Source organism: Alicyclobacillus sp. SO9 (assembly GCF_016406125.1).
Classification (GTDB): domain Bacteria; phylum Bacillota; class Bacilli; order Alicyclobacillales; family Alicyclobacillaceae; genus SO9.
Genome location: NZ_CP066339.1, coordinates 331,523 through 356,213 on the forward strand (window position 1 = coordinate 331,523; position 24,691 = coordinate 356,213).

The 24,691-nt window shown below is 46.2% G+C and carries 24 protein-coding genes; 11 read left to right on the top strand and 13 right to left on the bottom strand.

Features of this window, described 5'->3' with window-relative positions; all coding sequences use genetic code 11:
* Nucleotides 1-118: 118 nt before the first annotated feature.
* The gene (locus GI364_RS25270; protein ID WP_370541822.1) at nt 119-256 is read right to left on the bottom strand and encodes an IS3 family transposase; all 138 of its coding nucleotides are present in this window, start codon (nt 254-256) and stop codon (nt 119-121) included.
* A gap of 1,218 nt (nt 257-1,474) precedes the next feature.
* Between GI364_RS25270 and GI364_RS01385 the strand changes: the two genes are divergently transcribed.
* On the top strand, nt 1,475-2,518 hold the full coding sequence (locus GI364_RS01385; protein ID WP_198851958.1) for a glycosyltransferase family 4 protein: 1,044 nt from the start codon (nt 1,475-1,477) through the stop codon (nt 2,516-2,518).
* Between the two features lie 9 nt (nt 2,519-2,527).
* Nucleotides 2,528-3,223, top strand: a complete 696-nt coding sequence (locus GI364_RS01390) for a sulfotransferase family protein (protein ID WP_198851959.1) — start codon at nt 2,528-2,530, stop codon at nt 3,221-3,223.
* A 95-nt stretch (nt 3,224-3,318) separates the two neighbouring features.
* Here GI364_RS01390 and GI364_RS01395 read toward each other — a convergent pair whose 3' ends face one another.
* Nucleotides 3,319-5,106, bottom strand: coding sequence for an IS1634 family transposase (locus GI364_RS01395; RefSeq protein WP_198850960.1), 1,788 nt, complete (start codon nt 5,104-5,106; stop codon nt 3,319-3,321).
* Nucleotides 5,107-5,642: 536 nt separating this feature from the next.
* Here GI364_RS01395 and GI364_RS01400 point away from each other — a divergent pair.
* Genes GI364_RS01400 through GI364_RS01410 form a run of 3 tightly spaced genes read left to right on the top strand, consistent with a single transcriptional unit; the run spans nt 5,643 to nt 8,849 of the window.
* On the top strand, nt 5,643-6,464 hold the full coding sequence (locus GI364_RS01400; RefSeq protein ID WP_198851960.1) for a glycosyltransferase family 2 protein: 822 nt from the start codon (nt 5,643-5,645) through the stop codon (nt 6,462-6,464).
* 27 nt (nt 6,465-6,491) lie between these two features.
* The gene (locus GI364_RS01405; RefSeq protein ID WP_198851961.1) at nt 6,492-7,463 is read left to right on the top strand and encodes a glycosyltransferase family 2 protein; all 972 of its coding nucleotides are present in this window, start codon (nt 6,492-6,494) and stop codon (nt 7,461-7,463) included.
* A 57-nt stretch (nt 7,464-7,520) separates the two neighbouring features.
* Nucleotides 7,521-8,849, top strand: a complete 1,329-nt coding sequence (locus GI364_RS01410; protein ID WP_198851962.1) for a hypothetical protein — start codon at nt 7,521-7,523, stop codon at nt 8,847-8,849.
* 276 nt (nt 8,850-9,125) lie between these two features.
* Here the strand turns inward: GI364_RS01410 and GI364_RS01415 are convergent, their stop codons facing one another.
* The gene (locus tag GI364_RS01415; RefSeq protein ID WP_198851963.1) at nt 9,126-10,424 is read right to left on the bottom strand and encodes an oligosaccharide flippase family protein; all 1,299 of its coding nucleotides are present in this window, start codon (nt 10,422-10,424) and stop codon (nt 9,126-9,128) included.
* Nucleotides 10,425-10,640: 216 nt separating this feature from the next.
* The gene (locus tag GI364_RS25275) at nt 10,641-10,811 is read right to left on the bottom strand and encodes a hypothetical protein (protein ID WP_370541823.1); all 171 of its coding nucleotides are present in this window, start codon (nt 10,809-10,811) and stop codon (nt 10,641-10,643) included.
* Nucleotides 10,812-12,066: 1,255 nt separating this feature from the next.
* Here GI364_RS25275 and GI364_RS01425 point away from each other — a divergent pair.
* Nucleotides 12,067-13,461 carry a sugar transferase gene (locus GI364_RS01425; protein WP_198851964.1) on the top strand — a complete coding sequence of 465 codons (1,395 nt, stop codon included), beginning with the start codon at nt 12,067-12,069 and terminating at the stop codon, nt 13,459-13,461.
* Nucleotides 13,462-13,914: 453 nt separating this feature from the next.
* Here GI364_RS01425 and GI364_RS24805 read toward each other — a convergent pair whose 3' ends face one another.
* A complete protein-coding gene (locus tag GI364_RS24805; RefSeq protein ID WP_233095968.1) occupies nt 13,915-14,073 on the bottom strand; it encodes a helix-turn-helix domain-containing protein in 159 nt (52 codons plus the stop codon).
* A gap of 495 nt (nt 14,074-14,568) precedes the next feature.
* On the opposite strand from GI364_RS24805, the gene GI364_RS01435 reads away from it, so the two are divergent.
* Nucleotides 14,569-15,138: a site-specific integrase gene (locus tag GI364_RS01435; protein WP_198851965.1), complete on the top strand. Its 570-nt coding sequence runs from the start codon at nt 14,569-14,571 to the stop codon at nt 15,136-15,138.
* A gap of 39 nt (nt 15,139-15,177) precedes the next feature.
* Here GI364_RS01435 and GI364_RS25280 read toward each other — a convergent pair whose 3' ends face one another.
* Nucleotides 15,178-15,327, bottom strand: a complete 150-nt coding sequence (locus GI364_RS25280) for a GyrI-like domain-containing protein (protein WP_198851966.1) — start codon at nt 15,325-15,327, stop codon at nt 15,178-15,180.
* A 331-nt stretch (nt 15,328-15,658) separates the two neighbouring features.
* Here GI364_RS25280 and GI364_RS01445 point away from each other — a divergent pair, with 331 nt between their 5' ends.
* Nucleotides 15,659-16,579, top strand: coding sequence for an alpha/beta hydrolase family protein (locus tag GI364_RS01445; RefSeq protein WP_198851967.1), 921 nt, complete (start codon nt 15,659-15,661; stop codon nt 16,577-16,579).
* 114 nt (nt 16,580-16,693) lie between these two features.
* Here the strand turns inward: GI364_RS01445 and GI364_RS01450 are convergent, their stop codons facing one another.
* The 3 genes from GI364_RS01450 to GI364_RS01460 form a co-directional block, all read right to left on the bottom strand.
* On the bottom strand, nt 16,694-17,302 hold the full coding sequence (locus GI364_RS01450) for a TetR/AcrR family transcriptional regulator (protein WP_198851968.1): 609 nt from the start codon (nt 17,300-17,302) through the stop codon (nt 16,694-16,696).
* Nucleotides 17,303-17,591: 289 nt separating this feature from the next.
* The gene (locus GI364_RS01455; protein WP_370541824.1) at nt 17,592-17,777 is read right to left on the bottom strand and encodes a YgaP family membrane protein; all 186 of its coding nucleotides are present in this window, start codon (nt 17,775-17,777) and stop codon (nt 17,592-17,594) included.
* Nucleotides 17,778-17,920: 143 nt separating this feature from the next.
* Entirely contained in the window at nt 17,921-18,448 is a 528-nt protein-coding gene (locus GI364_RS01460) for a YfiT family bacillithiol transferase (protein ID WP_198851969.1), read from the bottom strand.
* A 261-nt stretch (nt 18,449-18,709) separates the two neighbouring features.
* On the opposite strand from GI364_RS01460, the gene GI364_RS01465 reads away from it, so the two are divergent.
* On the top strand, nt 18,710-18,895 hold the full coding sequence (locus GI364_RS01465; RefSeq protein ID WP_198851970.1) for a hypothetical protein: 186 nt from the start codon (nt 18,710-18,712) through the stop codon (nt 18,893-18,895).
* Nucleotides 18,896-18,937: 42 nt separating this feature from the next.
* Here GI364_RS01465 and GI364_RS01470 read toward each other — a convergent pair whose 3' ends face one another.
* A complete protein-coding gene (locus GI364_RS01470) occupies nt 18,938-19,891 on the bottom strand; it encodes a helix-turn-helix transcriptional regulator (protein WP_198851971.1) in 954 nt (317 codons plus the stop codon).
* Nucleotides 19,892-20,027: 136 nt separating this feature from the next.
* Between GI364_RS01470 and GI364_RS01475 the strand changes: the two genes are divergently transcribed.
* Nucleotides 20,028-20,942, top strand: coding sequence for an SDR family oxidoreductase (locus GI364_RS01475; protein ID WP_198851972.1), 915 nt, complete (start codon nt 20,028-20,030; stop codon nt 20,940-20,942).
* 306 nt (nt 20,943-21,248) lie between these two features.
* Here the strand turns inward: GI364_RS01475 and GI364_RS01480 are convergent, their stop codons facing one another.
* Genes GI364_RS01480 through GI364_RS25060 form a run of 3 tightly spaced genes read right to left on the bottom strand, consistent with a single transcriptional unit; the run spans nt 21,249 to nt 23,190 of the window.
* On the bottom strand, nt 21,249-21,914 hold the full coding sequence (locus GI364_RS01480) for a Crp/Fnr family transcriptional regulator (RefSeq protein WP_198851973.1): 666 nt from the start codon (nt 21,912-21,914) through the stop codon (nt 21,249-21,251).
* A 32-nt stretch (nt 21,915-21,946) separates the two neighbouring features.
* Entirely contained in the window at nt 21,947-23,005 is a 1,059-nt protein-coding gene (locus GI364_RS01485; RefSeq protein WP_198851974.1) for a hypothetical protein, read from the bottom strand.
* A gap of 56 nt (nt 23,006-23,061) precedes the next feature.
* Entirely contained in the window at nt 23,062-23,190 is a 129-nt protein-coding gene (locus GI364_RS25060; RefSeq protein ID WP_255524540.1) for a hypothetical protein, read from the bottom strand.
* A 179-nt stretch (nt 23,191-23,369) separates the two neighbouring features.
* On the opposite strand from GI364_RS25060, the gene GI364_RS01490 reads away from it, so the two are divergent.
* Nucleotides 23,370-24,440, top strand: coding sequence for a glycosyltransferase family 2 protein (locus GI364_RS01490; protein WP_198851975.1), 1,071 nt, complete (start codon nt 23,370-23,372; stop codon nt 24,438-24,440).
* Nucleotides 24,441-24,691: the final 251 nt, after the last annotated feature.

Genomic DNA, 24,691 nt, shown 5'->3' on the forward strand with positions numbered 1-24,691 from the left:
GGGGTTGCCCACCGTATCACCCGGTAATGTTTTGAAACGGATTGACCCCTTTTATTTGGACATAGCTTCCGCTTTCAAGAGCTTTCTCAGACTTTCACATCCGACTTTGGCATTAAGCCTATTGGACGGTGACTTCCTGAAACTCAACAAATGACAAGAAATTCAGACTCGAGTGCATTCGTGAATTGTTGTAGTAATCCATGAATTCCACAATGATGGACTGCGTTTGGCTTAAGGTCGTGCGTCCTGGCGACAAGGGCTATGTTCCCTGTCTCAGAACACCCCTGAACGATCTGCTGCTTGAACTGTGCTGAAAGGTTCCATCGTACCAAAGTCCCAACGTCCTGCTGCTTCAAGTATGCTATTCAACAAGAAGCGGGTCCAACCTCAATAGTAGGCTTGAGAGAACCCTACTACGTTGATTAAAACTTCGTCCAAGGACAGGTTGAATTAAGAGGCAAGGAATTAATGCAGTTATAATGCAATTCTTGAACCGCCTCAACAGGTGTTGCACGTTGCGGTAGAGGCAGGGGAAATTGACTACTGGCCCAGCCCGCGAGGTCGAGTCCATGAAAGTAAAAAAGACATGATTCATGCATTTAGTGATGAGCAGGTTACAATCTATTGCCTCAACCTACTGAAGATAGTTTTACCGGATTCAGAGGTTATACGCTTATGATGCTGATGTTAGATTGCGGAATGCGAGTTGGCGAGACATTGGCGTTGTAAATAGATCAAATTCATTGGAAAGATCGCTGCTTGGAACGGATGCAAGGGAAAAGCGGTCGTTGGAAAATAATTCCACTCAACAGATGATAAGAATACTACAAGTATAGGTAGGTGAGTTGCTCGTGGATGCGACTGTAGAGTACGTGTTTGTGTCTCTCGAGGGCTATCCTCTCGGCATACGTTCCGTAAAAGAATGATAAAAAAGCATTGAGAAATGGCACGGATTACAGGGGTACGGATAAGCCCACACACATTTTGGTATACCTTTGCAAAGAAATTCTTAATGGGTGCAGCGACCCGTTTTCCTTTGCAGCGATACGCCACAGCAGTCTTAAGCAGGACATACATAAATTTGTATAGTCGTGAAGTTCACGAACATCTGGACAAGTACTCTCCAGTGAAAAGCATCTGCAGTCTCCGAAGAGCAGGTACGTTGGCCCCGTTCGAACTGGCTTCCGTCACCGTAAAAGGTACCAACATACGTCAGGGCGCCTAGTGTTAGGCTCTTTTTATTATAGTATAGCTTTGATTTTGTATGTTAAAATTTCAAACTTTAATTATTCCTTTTTAATACAAACGTAGTTATGATAGGAGTAGACGATGCAGAAACTACCGTGACGATTATAGCCGTTTGAGATTAACAGAGTTTCACAACAAGTGATATTTGTAATTTTGGGGGTATTTCGGATATGCATTACTCCCAGTTCTACTTAGTACACCTTATTTTGTTGGAGGTATAGCTTACGTGCGTATCACCTTCGTTCTTCCTGGATGGTCGAGAAAGCCTAATGGTGGATATAAAGTTGTATATGAATACTGTAATGAACTCGCGAAGAGAGGTAACCAAGTTACCGTCGTTCACACCGCTGAATTCGTTAGTCCAGTGACAGTAAATTACATTAAAACGGCGGTCAAGAAGTTATGGGGACTGTCGTGGCTGGACATGCACGGGGAGGTGAGTCTGACGGTCGTACCACGACTAGATAATTCGACAGTTCCAGACTCCGATATCATCGTTGCCACAGCATATAACACAGCTTTCCCCGTATATAGATTAAGCAAGGCGAAGGGAGAGAAGTATTATTTCATCCAACACTATGAGATATGGAGCGGGGATAAATATACAGTGGACCAGACATGGTTATTACCTCTTCGCAAGATCGTAATAGCAAAGTGGTTGGAACAGAAGGCCAGTGAGTTAGGGACGGCCGTCTACGGATATGTACCAAACGGAATCGACCATAATAAGTTTCAAGTAAGGGTCTCTCCATCCAAAAGATATTCTCACTCGGTCGCTATGATGTGGCATGAGTCGGAGTGGAAGGGAAGCCGGGACGGTATAGAAATATTGAAAAATGTGAAGGAGACATTTTCTGACCTACAGGTGACTTTTTTTAGTGTCTATGAGCCCCCTTTAGACTTGCCATCTTGGATTGAATTTGTAAAGGACCCATCTCTAGAAGAACTTGTTGACATTTACAACAGTCACGCAGTATTTTTGTGGACAAGTTATTCTGAGGGATGGGGGCTACCGCCCGTCGAAGCAATGGCCTGTGGTGCATGTCTTGTATCTACCGCAAATAATGGAGTACAGGAATATGCTATAGACATGGAGAACTCTCGACTTGCGCCTGTGTATGACGTGAATCAGTTACAGTCGTCGTTGGAGGCGGTTCTGAATGATTCGCGTCTGCGAATTCGTCTTGCCCTACAAGGTATCAAGGACACGACTCGATTCTCAAATGCCAGTTCAACAGAAAAATTGTTGGGTTATTTTCAATGCAAATGAGGTGGGAATTTGATTCCTGATTTTTTTATTGTTGGAGCCGCTAAGGCGGGAACGTCAGCTTTAGACTATTTTTTGAGCCTTCATCCGGATATATATATGTCACGGCTTAAGGAAAGTCACTACTTTGCTCGCACCGAGATGCCTTTGGCGTTTACAGGGCCCGGAGATGATGTGATTATCCGTTATATGACGAAAACTTTGGAAGAATATGAGGCCTTATTTTTGGATACAAATCCTGGACAGGTCGTAGGTGAGTCTTCGGTCTATTACCTTAATTACGAACTTGTACCTGCATTGATACGGAAATCGGTACCAAACGCAAAGATTATTATTATGTTGCGAAATCCTATGGATAGAGCATATAGCGCATACATGCACTTGGTTAGAGACGGTAGAGAAAGGAATTCCTTTGAAGAGGGCTTAAGGTTAGAAACAAAGAGAAAGGGGGACGGATACGAGCCAATTTGGTGGTACCGCGAACTAGGGGTTTATTCTGAACCAATAAGGCGCTACTATAATATATTTGGAGAGTCCAATGTGAAAGTGATCTTTTATGATGATTTCAAGAGCAATAGTCAAAATGTCCTTCTCGAGGTTTTTGAGTTTTTAGACGTTAATCCAGATATTTCTATAGATACCAGCACTACCCTTAACGTATCTGGTGTTCCCTCTTCGCGAGCGCTATATGATTTAGCTCATCCTTGACAGCACCCTAGACCCCGCAAGGGATTGTAGGGGGGATTTTGCCCTACAGCACAAATAGCCCCAAACGGATTGGGGCCGTAAGGATGGGATTCTCGTTAAACGAGTGTGCCTGAAGACGTGTTGCGTAGTTGGATTGCCTTGGCAGGAAGCGGGATACCCAGTGCCTTGAGGACCTCGCTTAGGTTCTGTGGTGGCGGTGGAACGCTGAGGAATTCTTTCCCGAGAAACTCGGCTTTCATCACGTGCCAACGCGAGAGGTCTTTCATGATTCGCTCGCCTGTGTACCAACGGTCATTCAGTTCCTCCAGCCGTTGCTCGCGCTCGTCTGCGTTGGTCATCTGCTCTGCTTCTTGCTCTTGCTGCGCCCACCCACGTCGGTACATCACTTGGATCTCTTGCTCGAACAGATAGGCAAGTACGCAGACGAAGATGTGCCCGCGCACACGTTTTTCATTCCAGTGGTACACCGGCCCTACATCCAGGAAGTTCTTGATCTCTCGAAAAGCCCGCTCTACGTTCATCAACGTTTTGTAGGAAGTAACCACCTGTTCGGCAGGGAGCAACGTGTTGGTCTTAATCACAAACTTTCCGTCGCGTAAGGCTTCTTTGGCGAGGGCCGCCTCATTCCATGTGTAGGAGAGCTTCTGTTCACTGAACTCCACCTCAAGGAACCCCTGTACACCTTTTTTGGTGAGGATGTCACTGACTTTGAGCATGATGGACTGTGTACTTGCTTTTCGCCCGCGATGGGGCTTGTCCAACCACGTCTGGTAGTCCACCAATGCCTGTTCCGCTTCCTCCAATGCCGATGTGCGGAAGGCTTCATCCGCCTTCGCCTTCAGCGGATTGTAGCAGAGAATATAGCGCGCATCTTGCCCTTTCTCATCGTCTTCCACTGCAGATGCGGGCACTTCGAGATAGCTGAGATTTCCGCGCAGCTCAGTGTAGAGAGAGAGGTCACCGTACTGTGCCAATAAGGTGTCGCTAACCACGCGGCCACGTTTGTGGTAGCCCACAATATAGGGATACTCAAGCGCCGCCAACAACTCCGTGTTCTTTTTCGTGACCATACCGCGGTCTCCGACGAACACACATTGTTCAACGGAGAAGTCTTTCTTCAAACGCTCCAGAACTTCCTTGACGGTCTTTTTGTCCGGCGTGTTTCCCGCAAAGACTTCATGGGTAATTGGCAACCCATCCGGAGTCACAAGCAGACCCAGCTCGACCTGTTCCAGGTCCGGCCTGTGGGTTCGTGAATATCCATGCTTGCCAATTGGGCAGTGGTGGCCACTGAGGTGCGTACTGGTCAGGTCATAGAGTACAAGCGATAAACGAAAGTTCAAGAGGTCCGTGAGTCGTTGATAGATAAATGTCTCCAGTTCGGGCTTCATATCCATCAGGTGATCCAGCGCACGATAGAAATGTTGCAACTGCCAGGATTCACCTTCCTCCTCCGGAAGATACATGTCCTCAATCGTATGAAACAAATCCAACTTACTAGACGGATTCATCAAACGGTTACAGACCATGGCCTTTACATAGCGAGCTACGTCAAAGGTGACCTGACGGTCTTTGAGTCCGGTCTCTATCGCCTTGGTCAACCCAAGCTGATCCCACAAAAATTGAACCACGTAGGGAACGCCAAAAGAGAGGGTCGACTTGGGGTCAAAGTCCTCAATCGAACCAGAGGTACGGTTCTGTAGGAGCGATTCAAGGGTACGAATAAACTGCTCAATCTCTTGCTCAGAGTAGTTATCGATGTTACCAAGACTGGCAATCCGACGCTTTTTAACGGTTTTTCCCTCGCGATAGGACTCAACAATATGCATATACCTGTAGGTACGACCATCGGGGCGTTTTGTGGATACAACTTGTGCGAACACTGGGCTCACCACCGCTCATAATATTACCTACAATTATACAATATAAATACTTTTATAACAAGGAAAAAGTTATCCACTGTCCAAACACATTTTGACCTACATTTTTGAGCTCAAAACACAACTTATCAACAGAAAAACCGCGCAACGGCGCGGCTTCGGGATACTGATAACCTACTTTTCCACAGCTAAACTGTCAAAGATGAGATTTAGCGATAAAGCCCAATCTCCTCAAGAAATTTTTCAAACCTTTTTTACCATCCGGCCTTCGTGTAAAACTTGTATCATCGCTTAAAGATTCGATTCCCTTACGGAAAATCCCCATACAACCTGAAACTTATCAGATGTTGGCTGGGATTTACCAACCTGAAATTTCAACTTTACAAGATATGTTTGGCCGGGATCTTTCGGGATGGAGTACAAGATATCTTTAGTCAACGTTATTTTGAAAACTCAGAAGGACTTGTAGTGTTGCCATTAATTTCCCATTTTTCAGTGTTTACATAAGACCTACTGAGACGGTATCGGGAGGGACTGCATTGTCGTTTTCTGCTGTAATTGTTACCTACAACTCACAAGAGATTATTGAAGACTGTCTTATTTCATTGAGAGACGCAATGACAGTTTATACGGGACAAACAGAAATAATAATAGTAGATAATAGTTCTTCTGATGACGTATTCAATTTACTACAACAACTTCAAACTGCCTTCACGTTTCTTTTAATTCAGAGCGAAAACAAGGGATTTGGCAATGGGGTGAACTTGGGAACTAAACACGCGCATGGGGACTACATCGTAGTATTGAACCCAGATGTGCGAGTGACCCGCAGCTTTTTTGTTGACCTTGAAAGTACTATTAGTGACTCTCCGAGAGCTGCTATTATAGGACCGAAGTTGCTAAATAGGGATGGGAGTGTTCAGCTCTCTTGCCGGCGTTTTCCATCTTTACTATCAGTATTGGGGAATCGAATCCCGTTTGCAACGAGAATGTCCATTGTTGATTTGCATGTGAATAGATATCTAATGAACGATTTTGAACATGATTCTGCCAAGACTGTACCATTCATTTTGGGTGCTTGTATGGTAATACGAAAGGCAGTTTTCGACGAAATAGGGGGATTCGACCAGAGCTACTTTCTCTACTACGAGGACGTTCAGTTATGTAAAGATGTCTGGTCTGCTGGGTGGGAGATATGGTATACACCGAAAGTGATGGCAGTGCATGATCACGCGCGCTCGAGTATTAGAATTTTCTCCAAAGCTTTTTGGCACCATGTGAGAAGTTCAATGATATTTTACCGTAAAAATCCATTGGTGTTATTTACTTTGCCATCTGATGTGGACAGTATGAAGATGTAGTTCGTAAATAAGAATTGGGAGATTACTATGACACAATTGAAAGTGGAACAACGCGACATCGATGTGGATATATTGCTATCAACGTTCAATGGGGCCAACTATCTTAAAGAGCAGTTAGAATCAATCTTGTCTCAGACTTACCCGTATTGGCGTCTCATAATTAGAGATGATGGATCCACCGACGATACCCTTGAAATCATCAATGGGTTTATCGAACAAGAACGAGAGCGAGTCCTTCTCATTACGGACGATTTTCGGCGCTTGGGGCCATCCCTTAGTTTTAGTACGCTACTCAGCCGTGCCAATGCTCCATACGTTATGCTTTGTGACCAAGATGATGTCTGGTTACCAGATAAAATTGAAATTTCTAGAGCAAAAATGAAAAACTTGGAGAAGGAAAATCCAGAATATCCGATACTGATCCATACAGACCTGCAAGTAGTAGATGCAGCATTGAACAAAATCAATGATTCATTCTGGAAATTTCAAAATATAGATCCGAGAGTTTCAGAATTGGGAACTTTACTTGTCCAGAACAATGTTACTGGGTGCACGGTCATGATCAATCATCAATTGAAAAAACTTGCCTATCCAATACCTCGCGGAGCGATTATGCATGACTGGTGGTTGGCTCTTGTCGCCTCAGCGTTCGGTCACATTGAACCGGTAAAATCACCTAGTCTCAAATACCGGCAACATGCTTCCAACCAAGTTGGTGCTAGTGCATATGGGTTCAAACTGTTCTTAGGTAGGATAGCGGCATTTAAGACTCTCAAAAGGTCTGTTGATGATTGTAGAAACCAAGCAGGGGAATTCTTAGATAAATTTCACGACTTACTCTCAAAAAATCAGGTGTGTACGCTAGAGGCATTTCAGGGGCTCAGTAGGGGTTCCTTTGTCAGTAAACTGTATCGTATTAATAAGTATAAGTTACACAAGCAGGGCCTTATTCGAAGACTTGCCTTCGTGGTTGTCGTAGCGCTAACCTATGAATCCTAAAGCGAACCAATTAAGGGTGTTTTTCGTTCATTCTATTAATTTATCGGGGGGATTAATTTGAGGAAGCAACGCGTAACACCACTTGGGCTGTTATCTTACGGCGTCTGGTTGCTTTTAATAGATGGAGCACTGCTTCCTCAATTTCAACTTTGGGTATTTCATAGAATCCTGATTACCTCGTATGTACTTAAACTTTCGGCTTTTGTGCTCGTCTTTGTTGGAGCATTTAGAGCAAAAAGCTTTAGAATCCCGAAGAAATTTATCTTTCTGTATTCTATATTTCTGTCCTACCTCTTGATCGAGTTGTTTTTGTATAGCAGCTTCACCTCTTCGCATCTAACCTTGGCATATTGGATCTTTGGGTATGATTTGTACTATTTCGGGATCATTTTAATGCCCGTCGTTTTCAATTTGAAAAATGTCTTTAGTGAAAGAGCCGTCGTGGTACTGACGTTGCTGATTTCAATACCACTTATTGTGATCGGTATTCTCCAGTATATATATAATCAGCCACTCGTGCCCACGTCATCCCCTAGTGGCACGTTTCAGATACCTTCGTATATCTTCTTTGGTCAGATACGAGTCTTTTCTCTTTTTGGCTCCGGTCTGTCTTTTGGGAGTTTCATGGTATTTGTTATGGTGTTGTCTTTATCACAGTTAGGTAACATAAGGAATATATGGGGTAAAATAACTATTACAGGTATTTTGTCCGCATCTACTTTTGAGATATATACAACATTTACAAGAAATGACTATGTTGAAGCGTTGGCAGTACTTATTTGTTGGGTACTCCTGAAAAAATCTCGGAAAAAATCTTGGCTGATACCATTACCAGTTTTGTTTGGATTAGTAGGGATATATCTTTTGTATTTTTATCAAGGTACAGGGTCGGGCGCGTCGCACATCTCTTCCACTTTGTCCTTAATGATCCGTCGTCAGGAGTGGGCGTATTGGGGTAGTCAGTGGTGGGGGAAAAGTATTTTCACTTTCCTGTTCGGAACAGGATATATACAATCAAATAATTTTGTGTCACTTCGTGATATTACCATTGATAATTCATTCTTAGCCGTTGGATTACAAATAGGGCTTTGTGGTTTACTGTTATGGTTTGGTCTGATGTGGAAAATGTGGACTTTTGCGCTAGATGCGGCATTTAAAAATAAGACTGCGCTTTCTCTTTCGATTGCTGCCTTTATTTCAACTTGGATGCTTACTAATATGTTTAATCTCAGTACCGAACAGTACACCCTTGTATTTGTGCTTTTAGCTATAACTGGACTACACGAAAAACCAAACAGTTATGCAAGCGTTGCAAGCCTTAAAGAGCCTCTAGACCGAGGTTCCTCCACAGTTAAAGTTAATAGTCGTCCTGGCGAGGTGATGTAGATCTGAGTGTAGCCATTTATTTATGCCGGTTTCTTATGAAGAACTCATTTTAGCGGGAGTAAGTGCTGGCCATGACGAGGTGCGAGTTAGCCATCACGGCCAAGTTAGCGTCTTCCACGAGCCACAGCAAGAAACAATATAGACTCCTGCTTTGGCGGTTTTGGTGCGAGATAAGTAGAGACTACGAGCCCATCGCATTTCAAGTGCATGTGAATGGGCACGATAGAATCGTCTTAAGTGACCGCGTCGATACAAGGAGCATTTGTCGTAGTGCCCTTATAAATTCTTCCCACTCCTCAGCGTACCATAAAGGACCCCAAATATTGACGGCCACACCCTTAACCTTCTTACAACTGAAACATGCATCCACACGTTCCACAGAACCATGGAGAGCGTGCTAGCTACGGCAACTGCGTTTACTGAACCAACGGTCTTTGCCGTAATGTAACAACCTAGTACGTTAACCAGTGCGGCCACACCAAAGATCCGAGTACTCACTCTGTGTTGGCCCGTAAGATTCAGAACATAGGCTACGGGGCCTGCAGCAGCATTTACAATCTGACCTATAAGAAGAATGTGTAAGACAACTTCTGCGTTAGAATACGCCGGTCCAAATATTCTAAGAACCGGACCAGTTAAGACATAAATTGTAGTTGCAATAAGTAATGTGGGAAAAAATGTTAAAAGTGCTGCTTTCGTTAGCTCTCGTTGAAGTTGCATGCGGTCTCTGCTAGCGTGAAGTGAGGCTATGTTTGGTGCAAATACTTGATTTACAGCCTGCAAAACAAAGCTTGCCAGCGCTGCAATTTTCGTTCCAATATTATAAAATCCCGTGGCGGAAGGTTCCAACACGGATCCAATGACAATAACGTCTGCCTGTGCAAGAATGGTCTGAAATCCCACCATCAAGATCATGCTCGCAGAGACCGTTGTCCACTTCTTTACCAGATAAGTGTGAGTTGCAGACATCCATTCCCGGCCTCCCGCCTTCAAAAGAAATGGATAACATAGGAGGGCCAGACCATAGGACACACACACGCTTAGAGCGACTAACGTTACGTTACTATTGCCTTCCAGCCAGAATATGAGTCCTACAATTGACAGTAGTAGTGCGGGTTGCAGCACGTTGTTCGGGAAAACGGACCCAGAGACAGAGCCCAGCCCCCTGGCCAACTGTGAGTAATATTGCGTTAAAGAGGTTAACGGTATGACTAATCCAAAAAGGACCGCGGCTTCAAGGCTTAACCCATGGGAGATGCTCCGGAAAAAAACAAAGGCACCCGTGCCCAGAATGCTCCCACCGACCAAGGTTGTAATAAAAGCGGTCTTTAGAAAACCACGTAGTTCAGCATACTTCTTCAGCCGAAGGTATTCTGGCACGAAGCGAATGACGGAGTTATTAAACCCCAGGGATGCAAACACGGCAAGAGTTGTCGTTACACTGATGGCGTATGAGTAAAGCCCGTAATCCTCAGGGGTATTGAGCCTCGTAAGAACAATCTGTAAAGCATAGGAAATTAGTTTTCCTGATGACATTAGTAGAAAGGCCAATCCCGCCCGGCGAAATAGACTCAAAATAGACACATCCCCTAGCATCTCTTCCCTAGATAATTCTACGGGTTAAACTGTGAAAGCCACGACTATTATACACGTTCCATCTCGTTAATTCAGATAATCGTCGGAAAAGGGGCTTCGTAGCGATCTATCGAAATCCTTTAACAATGACGCGTATATAAGTTTTGGGAGATGCTGATAATGCAATATACAGTGCTGGTAACACTCACGAAGAAGCTACCATGTGAAAACGAACCAACCTACTGCACCACCGCACCGTTCCAAAGCGTTCATAGTAATCGTCCGGTGACTGCATTCCGTCCCAACAAGTATTAGTGCAATTGTAGCCGACAGAGAGTCGGTAGGTAGTATGCCCACTTTCCCTTCAAGCAAAGGTGACGTAGCCACGTCTGGACCCTCTGAATTTTGGGGCTGCGGAAACGGTGAAAAAGGATTCTCTTAAAGCGATTCCTCAACGTATCCGAGATAGCTAAACATGTTCCGTTTTTTTACTTTTTAGGAAATTAGGTCCGGAAGCCGAGATCGGCAGCCGCGGCGCGGATTCATAGTTCAGAACACGACCACGGAGGTCAAGACAACTGAACGACTAACTCAGGGCTGTCGGCAAGACATGGTAGGCCGACTCGGGTAGCGCCGCCAAATTAACTAAAAATTATATAAATTGGCATAATAAAGCATGCCTGTAGTAACTCGCCTAGCTGAGCTATTATATCACCAGTGCGTCGAAAGAATTTACAGAAATTATACGGACTCAACTTCAAATTCTCTGTACAACCATAAGGTCAACTAACTCTCTACGTTGTCAGCGTCTCATAGCTGAATTATATCGGGGGATGCATGTGTTGCCATAAAAATCCTGATTCGACAGCACCGTCGCGTTCGAATTTGAGCCGACACTTCCTAGTCCAGCCACTGCTCTACTAGCTAAACTACGGATGCTGTTCGTCAAAATTTAGTCCCGGATAAGTCTACGCCAAACCGCACCATATCGAAAGGATTGTGGCTGAATATCCGCTGCATCTGAATGCGTTCACCAGCCAAGATATAGGACTTTACCATGGTACGGCGAAACGTGTGTAGCGAACAGCGGACACCCGAAATGCGAGTGTTCTGGGTTTACCGCTAAGTGAACAAAACACTCTATCCGTTTCTATTGGGCAGATGTCGAATGTTCGCGAAGAACACTCCTCAACTTTCTTTGAAACGATGCCCCCATCGCTGCTTCGCTTCCTTCGATGAAGCAGGATTCGTACTCCCTTCATACGGACGTCATCAAGTCCAACTTGACTCTGGCACTCGAGTACCAGTCTCCAGGGACAAGTGCATAATGGATGTGTGAATTTGCACACCAGTCTGCAGAAGGGAGCGATCTGTAAATTCTCGGAAATCGACTTTAAAAGCTCTATTTCGAAGGCGTTTTAGCCGCTTTAGTTCACCCTCCCACCGCCCCAGAATCTTACCCACTCCTCAATTGGGCGATCCCAAGCCCCGTGGATTAACCACCGAAGTAAAATTTTAACACAACAAAGACTTCAAAGAAATCTCTGTCTTCCTTGTCAATCTTGGGGGGAAAGCCGGTAAACATGTCGAATACGAATTAGAGAAACGTATACTTTTACATACAGTCGGGTGATATACACATATGGAATACCTTACGATGCCTCGAAAGCGGCTCTATCTGTTAGTGGACGCTGCTGTCGTACTGTCGTCTTTTCCGCTCAGCTATTTTGTTGGTCAGTGGATCATGGGAAGGGTTTTATTTGCTTGGGGAGGGACAATCTTCTTTCAAACCTACCTCTTAATTGTCGTGTCTTGGCTTGTCGCTTTGTTATTATTTAGCGAGTACCCTGTAAAGAGGCTGACTGCACCGTGGCGCGAGTGGTGGGTCGCAATTCGTGTGAGCGTTGTTGCCATGCTTTTGTTTGGGACTCTTACGTTTGTTATGAAACTGCACTATTTTAGCCGCGCCTTCATTGCAACGGACTTCCTTGTGACTTTATTTGGCTTACTCCTTATCCGCGTTATGAGTCGTCTCATTATTGGATTTTTCCGACGTTCAGGACTAGACTATCGGTCAAAATTATTAATTGGAAACGGTCGCTTTGCTCAAAAGTATATTGATGCGGTTGAACAGAGCCCTCGTCTGGGACTGCGTATTCTAGGATTTCTAGCGGACTCTGGGGGCGGCTTAGACGCTCCGTATCTTGGTAGTCTCTCGGAGTTACGGAGTACCTTACACCACTTTACAGTGGATGGAGTGGTGGTCGCGTTACCAGTTTCTGATCCAAGGACAGAAGCCGTTATTCAGGAATGTGAATTGCAGGGGATCCAGGTGGAACTAATGTTAGACTCGATGTCCTCACGTTTGACTAACAGCGAGATGGTCTACGGGATGGGACTTCCACGTGTGATTTTGTCGAATATTCCCCACACTTCTGATGGACTGGCAGTGAAGCGCGTGACGGACTTTATCTTAAGCTCTTTGGCTCTTGTTTTGCTGTCTCCGCTGTTTGCAGTCATTGCCTTAGCCATTAAAGCCACAGACAAGGGACCCGTCTTCTTTGTTCAGGAACGCACTGGCCTTCGCGGACGGACCTTTAAAATGTACAAATTCCGAAGCATGCGTGTTGACGCTGAACAAATGAAGGAAAAGTTGCTGCACATGAATGAAATGTCAGGGCCCGTCTTCAAATTAAAGAATGACCCCCGGGTAACTCGAGTCGGTCGCTGGCTCAGGAGCACAAGCCTAGATGAGTTACCACAGCTTATTAATGTCCTTTTAGGAGAAATGAGCTTGGTCGGGCCAAGGCCGCCAATCCCCTCGGAGGTCAACCAGTACGATGCCGCATACCGCCGCCGCCTTAGTGTCAAACCTGGACTGACATGTCTTTGGCAAATCAGTGGACGCAACGAGATAGACTTCGATGATTGGATGAGGCTGGACCTGAGGTACATCGACACCTGGTCCTATTGGCGTGACTGGAGCATACTACTGAAAACAATTCCAGCTGTCTTCAAACGTCACGGTGCCAGTTAGGCACCGTTCTCTTCTGGCCATGAGGCTGTCTGGTGAAATCTGGAGCTATAGCAAGAAGCACTGTAGGTCTTTAGCACCAAGGCCTTGCCCTCCCTTTCTCGTTGTGCTCATTCCCCCTTCACGAGCACTAGGCCATTTCTAGTACGTCATGGAGATGGCACGAATGGGAATCTCCATTTGTGCCTGAGTTACCAGAAACCAGATTGTATTTTACGAATGAGATGATTGTACATTGCGTTGCATTGTGGAGAGTGAGGGCCAATTGGTGCGCCTTGGCTCAACACAAAAATGAACCTATGGGACAATTTATCCCCTAGCCGAAAGGTAGGAGGCTCCTTGTAACATAGGTTAGACCTATTCTATTTCCGTGCATTATAAACCGACGTTGACAAGTTGCTGGTCAATTGCTTACTGTTCTCCGCCTCAACCAAACCGTAGTTGGAAGTTCAGACCTCAAGCTGTTAAATCAATTTGCGTAATGGTTCTCATCCCCATCGCTTCCATAACGTCAGTGATCCTTTCTTTCGCAGCACCATAGTATTCATTTCTTTCGTCCCCGGACACCTGTGACTGTGGAACGCCGAGTCTCTTAGCAAGCTCATGTTGGCTCATACCTTTATAGATCCGGTATGCAATGAGGGTTCGACCAATGGTCATGAAATTTACAATTGAGTCAAACTCGCCGCGTTTGATTCTCTCGTAGTATGTGACTTCTTCTTCTAGCTGCTCATGAAAGGATATGAGAGGTTCTACGGCCTTCTCAACCCGACCGGGTGTCAGTCCTTAATTTTTTGAATCGGGTCTTCTCCGAACTGATGAATTCTAGGTCTTCTTCTATTTTCTCGAGAGCCTTCTGATATGCCGCTTCAGTTTTAATCACCACATCCTCACCCCTATACGATTTAATTACAACGTATTCGTTAATTTAACTCTAACGTTATAGTATCTAGTGTTGCGTTCCAACACACGCTTATGCGATCTCGGTAAAATTTACTTTGCTGCAGCCCTACAAAGATGTAGACTCTGCTTCTATAGCATTTTATCTCTTCTCTTTCGTTGGCGTATGCTAGTCCTGACGTCAAAACTAGCAAACGGCGGCGATCCATCTTGGGATATGTTCAACCGATTCGAGATAAAGAGAAAATCGAGGTTATGAAACAGATTTTGAAAGCAGGCAATCCGCGTGATTACTGCCTATTTGTATTGGGCATCAACAGCGGTTTGCGAATCAGCGATTTGCTCAGTCTTCACGTTCGGGATGTGCTGGATGATGAAGGGGAGGTCAAGTCCCGGATTCAACTGCGGGAAAGAAAAACAGGGAAGAGAAAAGACTTCCCTGTTAGTATGAACGCCAAGCGGGCGATTGTGGAGTACCTTCGTGAGAGGCCAGAGTGTCAGCCGCAGGAACCGCTGTTTCTGAGCCGAAAGCTTGGCGGGTCCATTTGCCGGCAGCACGCTTGGACCATCTTAAATCAGGCTGCTAAGAGTGCGGGCATCGATGAACAGATTGGCACGCATACCTTGCGAAAGACGTTTGGCCATCAGGCTTACAAAGCGGGTGTGGATATCACTCGCATTCAGAAACTGCTCAACCATTCGTCGCCTTTCGTGACTCTTGCCTACATCGGTATTACCCAGGATGAACTGGACAACATCTACATGAACTTAAACCTATAGTGCACGTCCAGTAGACGGTCATGATGTATCTGAAACAAACTATATCGGTTTTACAGGTATGCAAATTTCGCAATACTCGTTTTGAGTCATGTCTCCAGTGTATCTCTCAAACATGGCTCTATTGTCTGGTTGGTACCCGCGCTCCCGAATAATTGGAAGAATTTTTGACCATGCCTGTTGAATGGCCAACTTGCCTCACATACGCGACGCGACACTGTTCCATCATCGAAATTTCAATATCCATCTGCGCTTATCCCCTTTCGTGTTAGCAGGATAACACACTATAAAATGTAATTATTAGAAATTTTAAAATGGACACTAAACCTTTATTCAGTCACAACTCATGGTTTTTATTGCTGTATTGTTGCAAGTGGAACTATGTTCCGTATATAATCGGAACGTAGTTCCACTTAATGTTGTGTGCACCCAACAACAAATCGTAAAGCACAGGTCAAGTTTAGTTGATCGCTTTCCGCAGACGGTGTTGGGCAAATCTCTCGCAAAGAAAGGAATATGTGTTATGAAAATCGGGATTAATACGCCAACTCCGGTTATCTCAGTGAAACCGGTCGTGTTACCAGCTCCAAATCGTGGTGATGACCTGCAAGTCCGTGTCTGTGCGCCCGCTGTTGGGCATGAACTACCAATCGTTGTTTTTTCGCACGGCTTTGGTTTGTCGTCGAATAGCTACGATCCTTTGGTTGATTTCTGGGCAGCTCACGGCTTCGTGGTCATTCAACCTACCCATCTTGACTCGATGACGCTGAACTTGCCGCCTGAAGACCCTCGTACGCCAACGATTTGGCGTTTTCGAGTGGAGGATGTGAAGCGTATTCTCGATGAGCTTGATTTCCTTGAAGCTGCTGTTCCTGGTCTACATGGACGTCTCAACCGTGACCGTATTGCAGTAGCTGGTCACTCATGGGGGGGCCAGACGGTGAGTATGCTGCTTGGCGCGCGAGTTCTCAATGAACGCGATGAGCCGGGAGAGGATATGTCCGATTCACGAATCAAGGCTGGCGTACTCCTTGCCACACCTGGGAAGGGGGGAGCTGATTTGACTCCATTTGCCACCGAGTATTTTCCGTTTATGAACCCGAGCTTTTCGGATATGAGAACACCTGCCTTGGTCATAGCAGGCGATCACGATAAGTCTGAACTGTCCACTCGGGGACCGGATTGGTTTACCGACCCGTACTTCTGCAGTCCGGGCAGCAAGAGCCTGCTGACACTCTTTGGGGCGGAGCACTCGCTTGGCGGAATCATCGGTTATAACGACACTCGGACGACAGATGAGAATCCCAAACACGTCTCCGTGATCCAACGGTTCACGTGGGGTTACCTTCGCCAAGCACTCAATCTCGATGATTCAAGTCTCTTGGAAGCATGTGCAGCCCTGGAAGAAGGCCAAGATGCACTGGGACGGTTTGAGTCCAAGTAAAGGGCGTATCCAACACGGCAGTAGGAATCTGTACTGATGCTACTGCCGATTTTTCTATTGGAACATTATAGAAATATGGCCCTTATAATCGGGGCCGGTAGTGGAGAAATAGGCTTAGGAGGGCGTACTGGCGCGGTAGCGTAACCCGTCTACGAGTAGCGAGACCATCATGCGTGCATGCTCTGCATCTGCGTTACAGAGACTAGCAGCCGCTCTGAGTAAATCGTATGGTTCAACGTCGACGCGTACCTCGCCGGCAACGGCAGCCGATTGAAGCAGGGAGTTCAAGGCAGGATTGAGTCGCTTTTCGAAGTAGGCAGGTAACGATGCATAGGCAGGGTCGCCTGAACTTAGAGCCGCTGAGAGTCCGCGTTTCGCACCTATGAAATCCACGTAACGGAGCATCCATCGCGACAGGGCCTCGCCCGGCCCGCATGTGGCAGACAGTTCCTCCATGGCATCAGCGCAATCATCAACCTCTCGACGAAACACCGCTACTATCAGGTCTGAGCGCTGAGGAAAATGGCGATATACGGTGCCAATACCGACGCCAGCTTTCTCTGCGATTTCTCTCACTGGAGCATCCACTCCCGAGTTTGCAAATACAGTCATAGCCGATTGGAGTAACGCATTGATGTTGCGCTGTGCATCGGCTCGCACGCGTCGATCCTCTCTGTCAAGAGGTTTCAAATCATCCATTGCGTTTGTTCTTTTGTCGTTCATGGAGTGCATCACCTTCTTTTCATGCCGTGATTACTCCTTATCTTACCACTACAAGGACAGGTACAATCACAACCAATTTGCGCTCCGGTGAGGCGCTTGATAACGCACTGGCGCGTCATGGCAGCCTCATTAATGACCTCGAACAAGGTCGCTATTTCAGTAGCTAAATATCGTTCGATACTAAAACTTGAGGAGTTTCACAGGCAACACTACTACAGGTAGCGGGATGCGGTGTCGTAACCGCATCCCGCTTTGCCTGGGAGAGTAAGATGGCGTGGGTTCCCTAGGACTACCGCCTTAATGTGCGGATACCAAACAGACGATACAGTGGACAGAATCCGATAATGGCTGTGACAAGTGGAATCAAACCTATCAAGCCCCAGTAGCGGACGGGACCATGGAGCAGGAATAAAGCCAGTAGGGCGATGCCTAGGATGATTCGAATAACGCGATCGACCGGTCCAATATTTTGCACAATGTACACCCCCGAAAGAATGAAAGTATCGTTGATGTCTACAGTATTGCAGGGGTGCCGCTATGCTTCCGTGACAAAGTCACGTATAGGGTATCAGGAACATTGCTGATGCCGATATCGAACGAGAACGAAGACTCGGACAGTTACCAGCCCATACGTTCTCGCAGCGACGTGATGTGGGCAACGTGGTGTCTGCCATGCCAGGCATACAGTCCAACCGCTGTTTCGAGAGACACCGCCTCACTTGATTCCGGATTGGTGAAAGTGAGCAAAAACTGAGCATCTTGCAGATTGGAAAGGAGTGTAGTCCACCGTTGATGAAGTGAGTCAAGCAGTGCTAGGGACACTTCGACGGGTGTTTCACGGTAATCGTCCAATTGCGCCCACCGGTCTTCCAAGTAAGGCTTGATAACTGGATTTTCCTCTGTTAGCGCTAGTTTAAAACGGACATAACCGTTCATATGGCTGTCGGGTACATGATGAACCACCTGACGGACGGTCCATCCCCCAAGGCGGTAGGGTGTATCCATCTGTTCAACAGAAAGCCCTTCAATAGCGGACCTCAGTTCTCTTGGCGTCTCGGCTATCTGCTGTATCCATTGGTTCCGTTGTTCAATCGAAATCTTCTCATTGTGCTCAAATTTCCCGATAGGATACTGGAAGTTTTCCATTCTGCTCCGCCTCTTTTCATTCAGGTGTGTTCAGCTAATACTAGCAAAATTCTTAACCTAATGTATATTGAACCTCCTAGTCATTCTCCTGGTTGAGAAGCCAACAGCCGGAGCTCGACATGTGTGGATATGGATGACGATTTGGTAGAACGGTCTTTAGAGTCGGTGGGGATGAAGATGCGGGATGATGGACTCAGTCGACTACCGTTCTTCTCAACATGACTTTCAAATATGCTACACTCTGCACAAGGAGTGATAGTTGTGGACGAAATGCACGAGCTGCTCAAATCGATTTTGCATCAACTTGAACTGTTGAATGCAAGACAAGAGAGAATGGAAATTGACATTTCCATCATGAAGGATCAACTGGTGGGACAAAACAAGCGAATTACTGATAACAATCACCGCATTGCCGATATAGAACAAGAATTAAGACTTGGAGAGTAGTAAGGACCGTTCCCAATGAAGCACTCCTTATCTCCGACAGCCTTACTCATAAAGTCGAAATGAGTCCATCAGCGCAGCAACGACGTCTTGTTTCAATTCAACTGGTTCGACAATCTTCATATTTGGACTGTTTTCGAGTACACACTTTTTCGCATCAACATGACTTTCAAAAAACATGGAAACGTTGTACCATCCGGTTTCATCTGGTTCTCCAATTTCGTCTATCCGCGACCAGTGTCCTAAACGCGATAACTTGGGGACTAACTCTGGTGCACAAAGCAGTAGTACTGGATATCTTGGAACGTGGGTTGATATGGAAGCTACCGACTGCTTCCAGAAATCATCTAATCTAAAATCTATTGGCCTAGACACAGAATCCCTCAAAACCTCAGCATTCTCTATTCGTGACACTCGATAAGAGCGGAGCTTTCCATCTACTTCAGCAACCATATACCAGATGGTGCCTTTAGAAACGAGTCCAAGTGCCGCTGCAGTCCTCTCTGACACTTCATCGGATTTCCTATATTGGAAGCGTATATACTTATCGTTAAACACTGCCTCCTGGACAGTTTTCAAGCAGGGAACGGGCTCATCTTTTCGATTCCAGCCTGCATTGCCGATATAGACACGCTCGGTTACAGATTGCATCTGGGGACGTAATCCCATGGGGATGGCATTCAATAGCTTCAGTATGGCAGATCTAAATGCAGTGCTTAATCCCAATTGGGTTAATAGTTGATTCGGAGATATGAACAATGATTGTATTTCTTGTTCAGTGAGTTTGCCAGTAATCCCTGTTTTGTACTCTTCAGATAAGAAGACGCCCCCTCCGGATCCCCTTTCCATGTATACGGGAACTCCCGCTGTGGACAGTGCCTCAATATCTCTATAAATTGTCCGGTCAGAAACCTCCAGCTTATCAGCGAGCGTCGATGCAGTCACGCGGCCCTGACTTTGCAGCAAAAGCAAAATAGAAAGCAGCCGATCAGCGCGCATATAGGTTCTCCCCTCCCAAACGGAAGATCAGTTCACGCCAAACTCACCTAATATGACAATTGGTGTCATGAATTCAATTATATACTGTCACCATCGCTTGAGGCGAAATTCTATAACACTGGAGGGTACGAATGACATGACAGCACTGAAAGGCAAGATAGCATTAGTAGCGGGGGCAACACGTGGCGCAGGCAGGGCGATTGCGGTTGAGTTGGCCCGAGCAGGGGCCTTTGTCTATGTGACGGGACGCAGCAGCAGTGCCACGGGTCCGTCTGAAATAGGACGCCCGGAGACTATCGAAGAAACGGAGGCATTATTACATGCGGCAGGTGGTCAGGGGAAGTCTATTCGTGTAAATCACGTTGACCCTGACCAGGTGGAATCACTTCTACAAACAATCCAGGAGGAACAAGGGCGGCTCGATATACTTGTCAACGACATGTTTGGCGGAGATAGGTATGCCGAGTGGAATAAGCCGCTGTGGGAACACAACCTTGAGGGTGGACTCCGAATGCTGCGGATGGGAGTGGATACACATCTCATCACCCTCTCCAAGGCGATACCGCTCATGCTTCGCACGACAAATGGAATTATTATTGAAATGACAGACGGCACTGAAGAATATAATTCCAACTTCCGTCAGAACGTCGGTGCCTATTATGATTTGGTCAAAGCGAGCGTTGGACGAATCATCAAAGCCCTCACGTTTGAACTCGCTAATGAACCGATGACTGCCTTGGGCGTGACTCCAGGGTGGTTGCGGTCTGAAATGATGCTCGAAAATTTTGGAGTGACCGAACAGAACTGGCGAGACGCCTGCATCTCCACGCCTGACTTCGGGATCTCAGAATCCCCGACCTATGTGGCCCGGGGTATCGCTGCCCTGGTTGCCGACTCTCACGTGGCAAGGTTTGCGGGAAGGACCCTGACTTCGAAACAACTAGCAGATTTGTACGACGTAACCGACGTCGATGGCTCGCGACCTGACTGTTGGGGAATGCTCGAGCAATATGGTGACATTGACGAGAGCCATATCGAGGCATTTCGTTGATTCACGTCTTCAGAGTCCGATGCGACACTGTTAAGAACGTAATGTAGCCACCCAAATGGTTTCCTAGCCCGTTGGGTGGCTACTCTCAAGTCTGTCGGACTCTGAGATAACTGTCGCCCGACTTGTGCGAGAAGGTCGGGAGTGTAGAGCTTCCGACCTTCGTTATTATTGTGTTCAAACAAAGTAGAACATACTCATGTTATACGAAGTACTTGAACTTGAAGTTGGGGTTGTTTGCGTTTTAGAGATAGACAAGGCAAGACCAAGTTCGCAGACTTTCTTCATAAAATCCTGGAAATCGCAGCATCACGCATCTTCGCACCGCTTTGCCAATGCGGATCGGTTGGTCACTGTAATTCTGCCTTTGCCGGTTGCAATGAGACTGTCTCGCTCCAAGGTGTGCAGGATTCTGGTCACTACTTCTCTGGCTGTACCTAATTCCAGTGCAATGTCTTCGTGTCTGACGGTCAGCTCGATGTTTTCTGCTGAGGTATGCTCCAGCAAGTAGCAGGCGATTCGCACGTCCATTTTACCGAAGGTCACCTCGTGCACGAGCACCATGACATTGGTTAACCGGTGGTACAGCGTGTCGTAGACAAACCGCTGAACCCCGGTACTCTTTTGCATCCACTCTCGAAACATAGCGACGGGCACGGTCACAGCTGTGACATCCGTCTCGGCAGCCGCTACGGCAGGATAGCTTTGTTCAGCCAGTACACTGGACAGCATAAGGACACAGGATTCACCAGGTCCGACGCGATAGAGTGTCAGTTCTCGTCCGGAATTGGACACTTGATAGACTCGAATCTGCCCGCGCAGCACCAGTACCACTGATTCGCAGATGTCACCAGTCACAAGCAGCAAACGGCCTTTCGGAAAAGCCGCGTTCCAGTTCGGGTCGGCCCTGGTTTGTGCATCTTCCAGAAAAGGAAAGTGGTCTTTGGGGCTGAGAATTGACTCTCTATCAGGCATACGGTCATCTCCATGTCTTGATGCTGTAACTGTTAGGGTGTGAGTGTATAAGATTGAATAACACTTTGAGCAATCCCCTTATAATAGCCAGAGTTGCTTGGAATAATGACAGTCAGAGTATTGAAGTAATTCTTATTGAAAAGCTGGATTGTATACCACAAGCCATTGCCTTTTTTCTGTGTTTCTTGAATTTCGTATCCGTTCGACACCTTGCTAACCTTGTAAGAAACAATCCCTTGTCCACTTGGGCGGTTTTTGACGCTGGCATAGGTAACGTTCGTTGGATTGTGTGTGCCGACTACCTGTATCACGGCGTCGTGTGCAGGTAACCCCAAAGAAGACGCCATATTCGAGAAACTGCTGTGATTGGTGCTAACATAAAATAAACGGCCGGATCCGTTCGCCGGTGTAGGACCCTGGGTCCACTTGGAAGGATATTTCAAGGAAAAGTGGTATGCCTGATTGGTGTAAGTCGAGTAACTGTCTGCAGGCTGAATGGGTCCCGGCTGAAAGGAGTTCGCTACTGCAGTCACAAGACTGGCATCCTGACTCTTTTGTGATTTTGGATACAGGATTTTTAAAACGTATTCTTTCGATTTACCGATATACATTTTTGTGTAATAGATCTGGTTGGACTGATTAATGCCAGAGACAACCAACCAATCCTTACCTTCTATCTTATAGCTGGGATGATTCTTTGTAACCAATTTGCTAAAAGCTGATGCAACCGTATCATTCTGCACATTGTACTGACCATATGCTGTGATTTTGACTGCATTGCTGGAAGTCCATGATGCGCCATCGCCGTCTTGGGGCGGCGGGGATTTCTTATACGTGGTTGGAATGCGAACGGTAAAGCCAAATCGTTTGTTTTTGTACACTGTATAAGGAGTAGGAGAATTGCTTTTGGTCGTGTTCTGAGTTTGTTGTGTCTTGGCATTTTTCTGGTTTGTCGTTGTACCGTTGGCGTTTCCCTGCTTGTTGGTCGTGCCATTGCCTGCTGCTGCGTTTGTCTTTGAGCTGCAACCAACGAGAACAACTGTGGACAGTGAGATGACACCAGCGAATACCCATAAATTTCTTTTCGTCATTGGTTGTGCCCTCCTTCTGCTTTGATTGGTTTTACCATCCAAGGATGTTCCTGTGTTTATACTACCTCGTAGGCATCGTCTGTGTCATTCATTGTCGTAATTTGCAGTTGGTACGGAAGAGTGTCACATGCGTCACGACTTTGTTCCAGCGGCATCGTCATGGCAGCTTTTACAGCCCTGATCATCCTGACAACTCTTGTCCAAACAAGGATTATTGCAGTTTTTGTCGAATTTCCGTATGAAAAATTATCAAAACTTAGAAAAGACGAAATGGCCTCGTTGCATCGTCTTGCAGTTAAGCCTGAGTATGTCTGCAGTATGGGGAACAGGGATTTTCCAACTCAGGATTGGAGTACGAAGACCTATGCTTACGATATGGACGCAAACATACAACGACGAAAAATATATCGGGCAGTGTATCGAAAGTGTGTTGAAACAGAGTTATCCGGATTTTGAGTATATTATTGTGGACGACGGCAGCACAGACGACACCTGGGCTGTCATCGAAGACTATGCCCGTAAAGACCCGCGCATCCGGGCTTTTCACCATACGAGCAGGGCTGGAGGAATTCGATACAACCTGATGCTTGATACCATCCATGGTGAGTATTTTGCCGTGCTGGATAGTGACGATTGGTTGGAACGCGATTTTCTCGCTCACCTCGTTGGTTTTTGTAAGACGGATAACCTGGACATGTGTGTCTGTGGCACGCAGTCCTTTGACGAAGCTACTGGAGAGAGGAATATCCTTCGTAATTCCGATGCCAAACTCTCTTTTACCTTTGCCGAAACGCCGTACTACTTTCGACTGATTCACAGTTTTTTGCGCCCTGTCTGGGGCAAACTCATTCGGACAGAGGTTCTTCGCAAGGCAGACCTGAGCGTGTTTCAAAGGTTCATGGAACAGAAGTACAAAGGCTTTGACACGGCGTTTACCATCGGACTGTTTGAAAGTTCTCAGAGGATTGGAGTGTTGAATCAGTGCCTCCACAATTACAGAGTGAGGGAGAATTCATCCTTCTCTGCTTTTTCAGAGACTCGATATGATGCCTACGAAGAACTGCATGAGCAATCCATCAAGCTGCTGTCAAGGTTTGGGCCAATTAGTTCCGAGAATCAAGAGTTCATGTCCATGGTCTTCTTTAATGCTGTCAAAGATGCCTTGGATATCTGTATCCGTTCTCCCTTACCTGAACCTGAAAAACTGACGTATGTGGCTAGTATTCTTGGCAAGCCCAAGGTACTGGAACTGAGAAAAGAAGATACGGGTGAGGGACTCGAACTCCTTGTTCCATATGTAGCCTGGTTTATTCTTCGAGCAAACACTATAGAAGTTCACAGAAAAGAATTTAGCAATCTGCTGAAGTTCATTCAGCCCAAGCTTTTGAACCCTATTTCAGACAGTGAGTGGGACGCACTCCTCGATGCATACTAGGGGAGTAAAACAGCCACAACAAAAGAATCACATCATCTCCACTGAATCACAACATTCTGTGTGTATACTTCAATTCATCGAGTAAGCGCCCTTTACTCACATTGACCCCCCTATGAGTACTACGTCATATGAGGCTGCCGTCGGTCGGCAGTCTTTTTTTGTGCGTCCGGGATGGGCGTTTTCTTGACGGCCCAATCATCCGACAAATTATAGCAAACTTTGAGATTTGTGTTGCACAATAGTCGTAATCT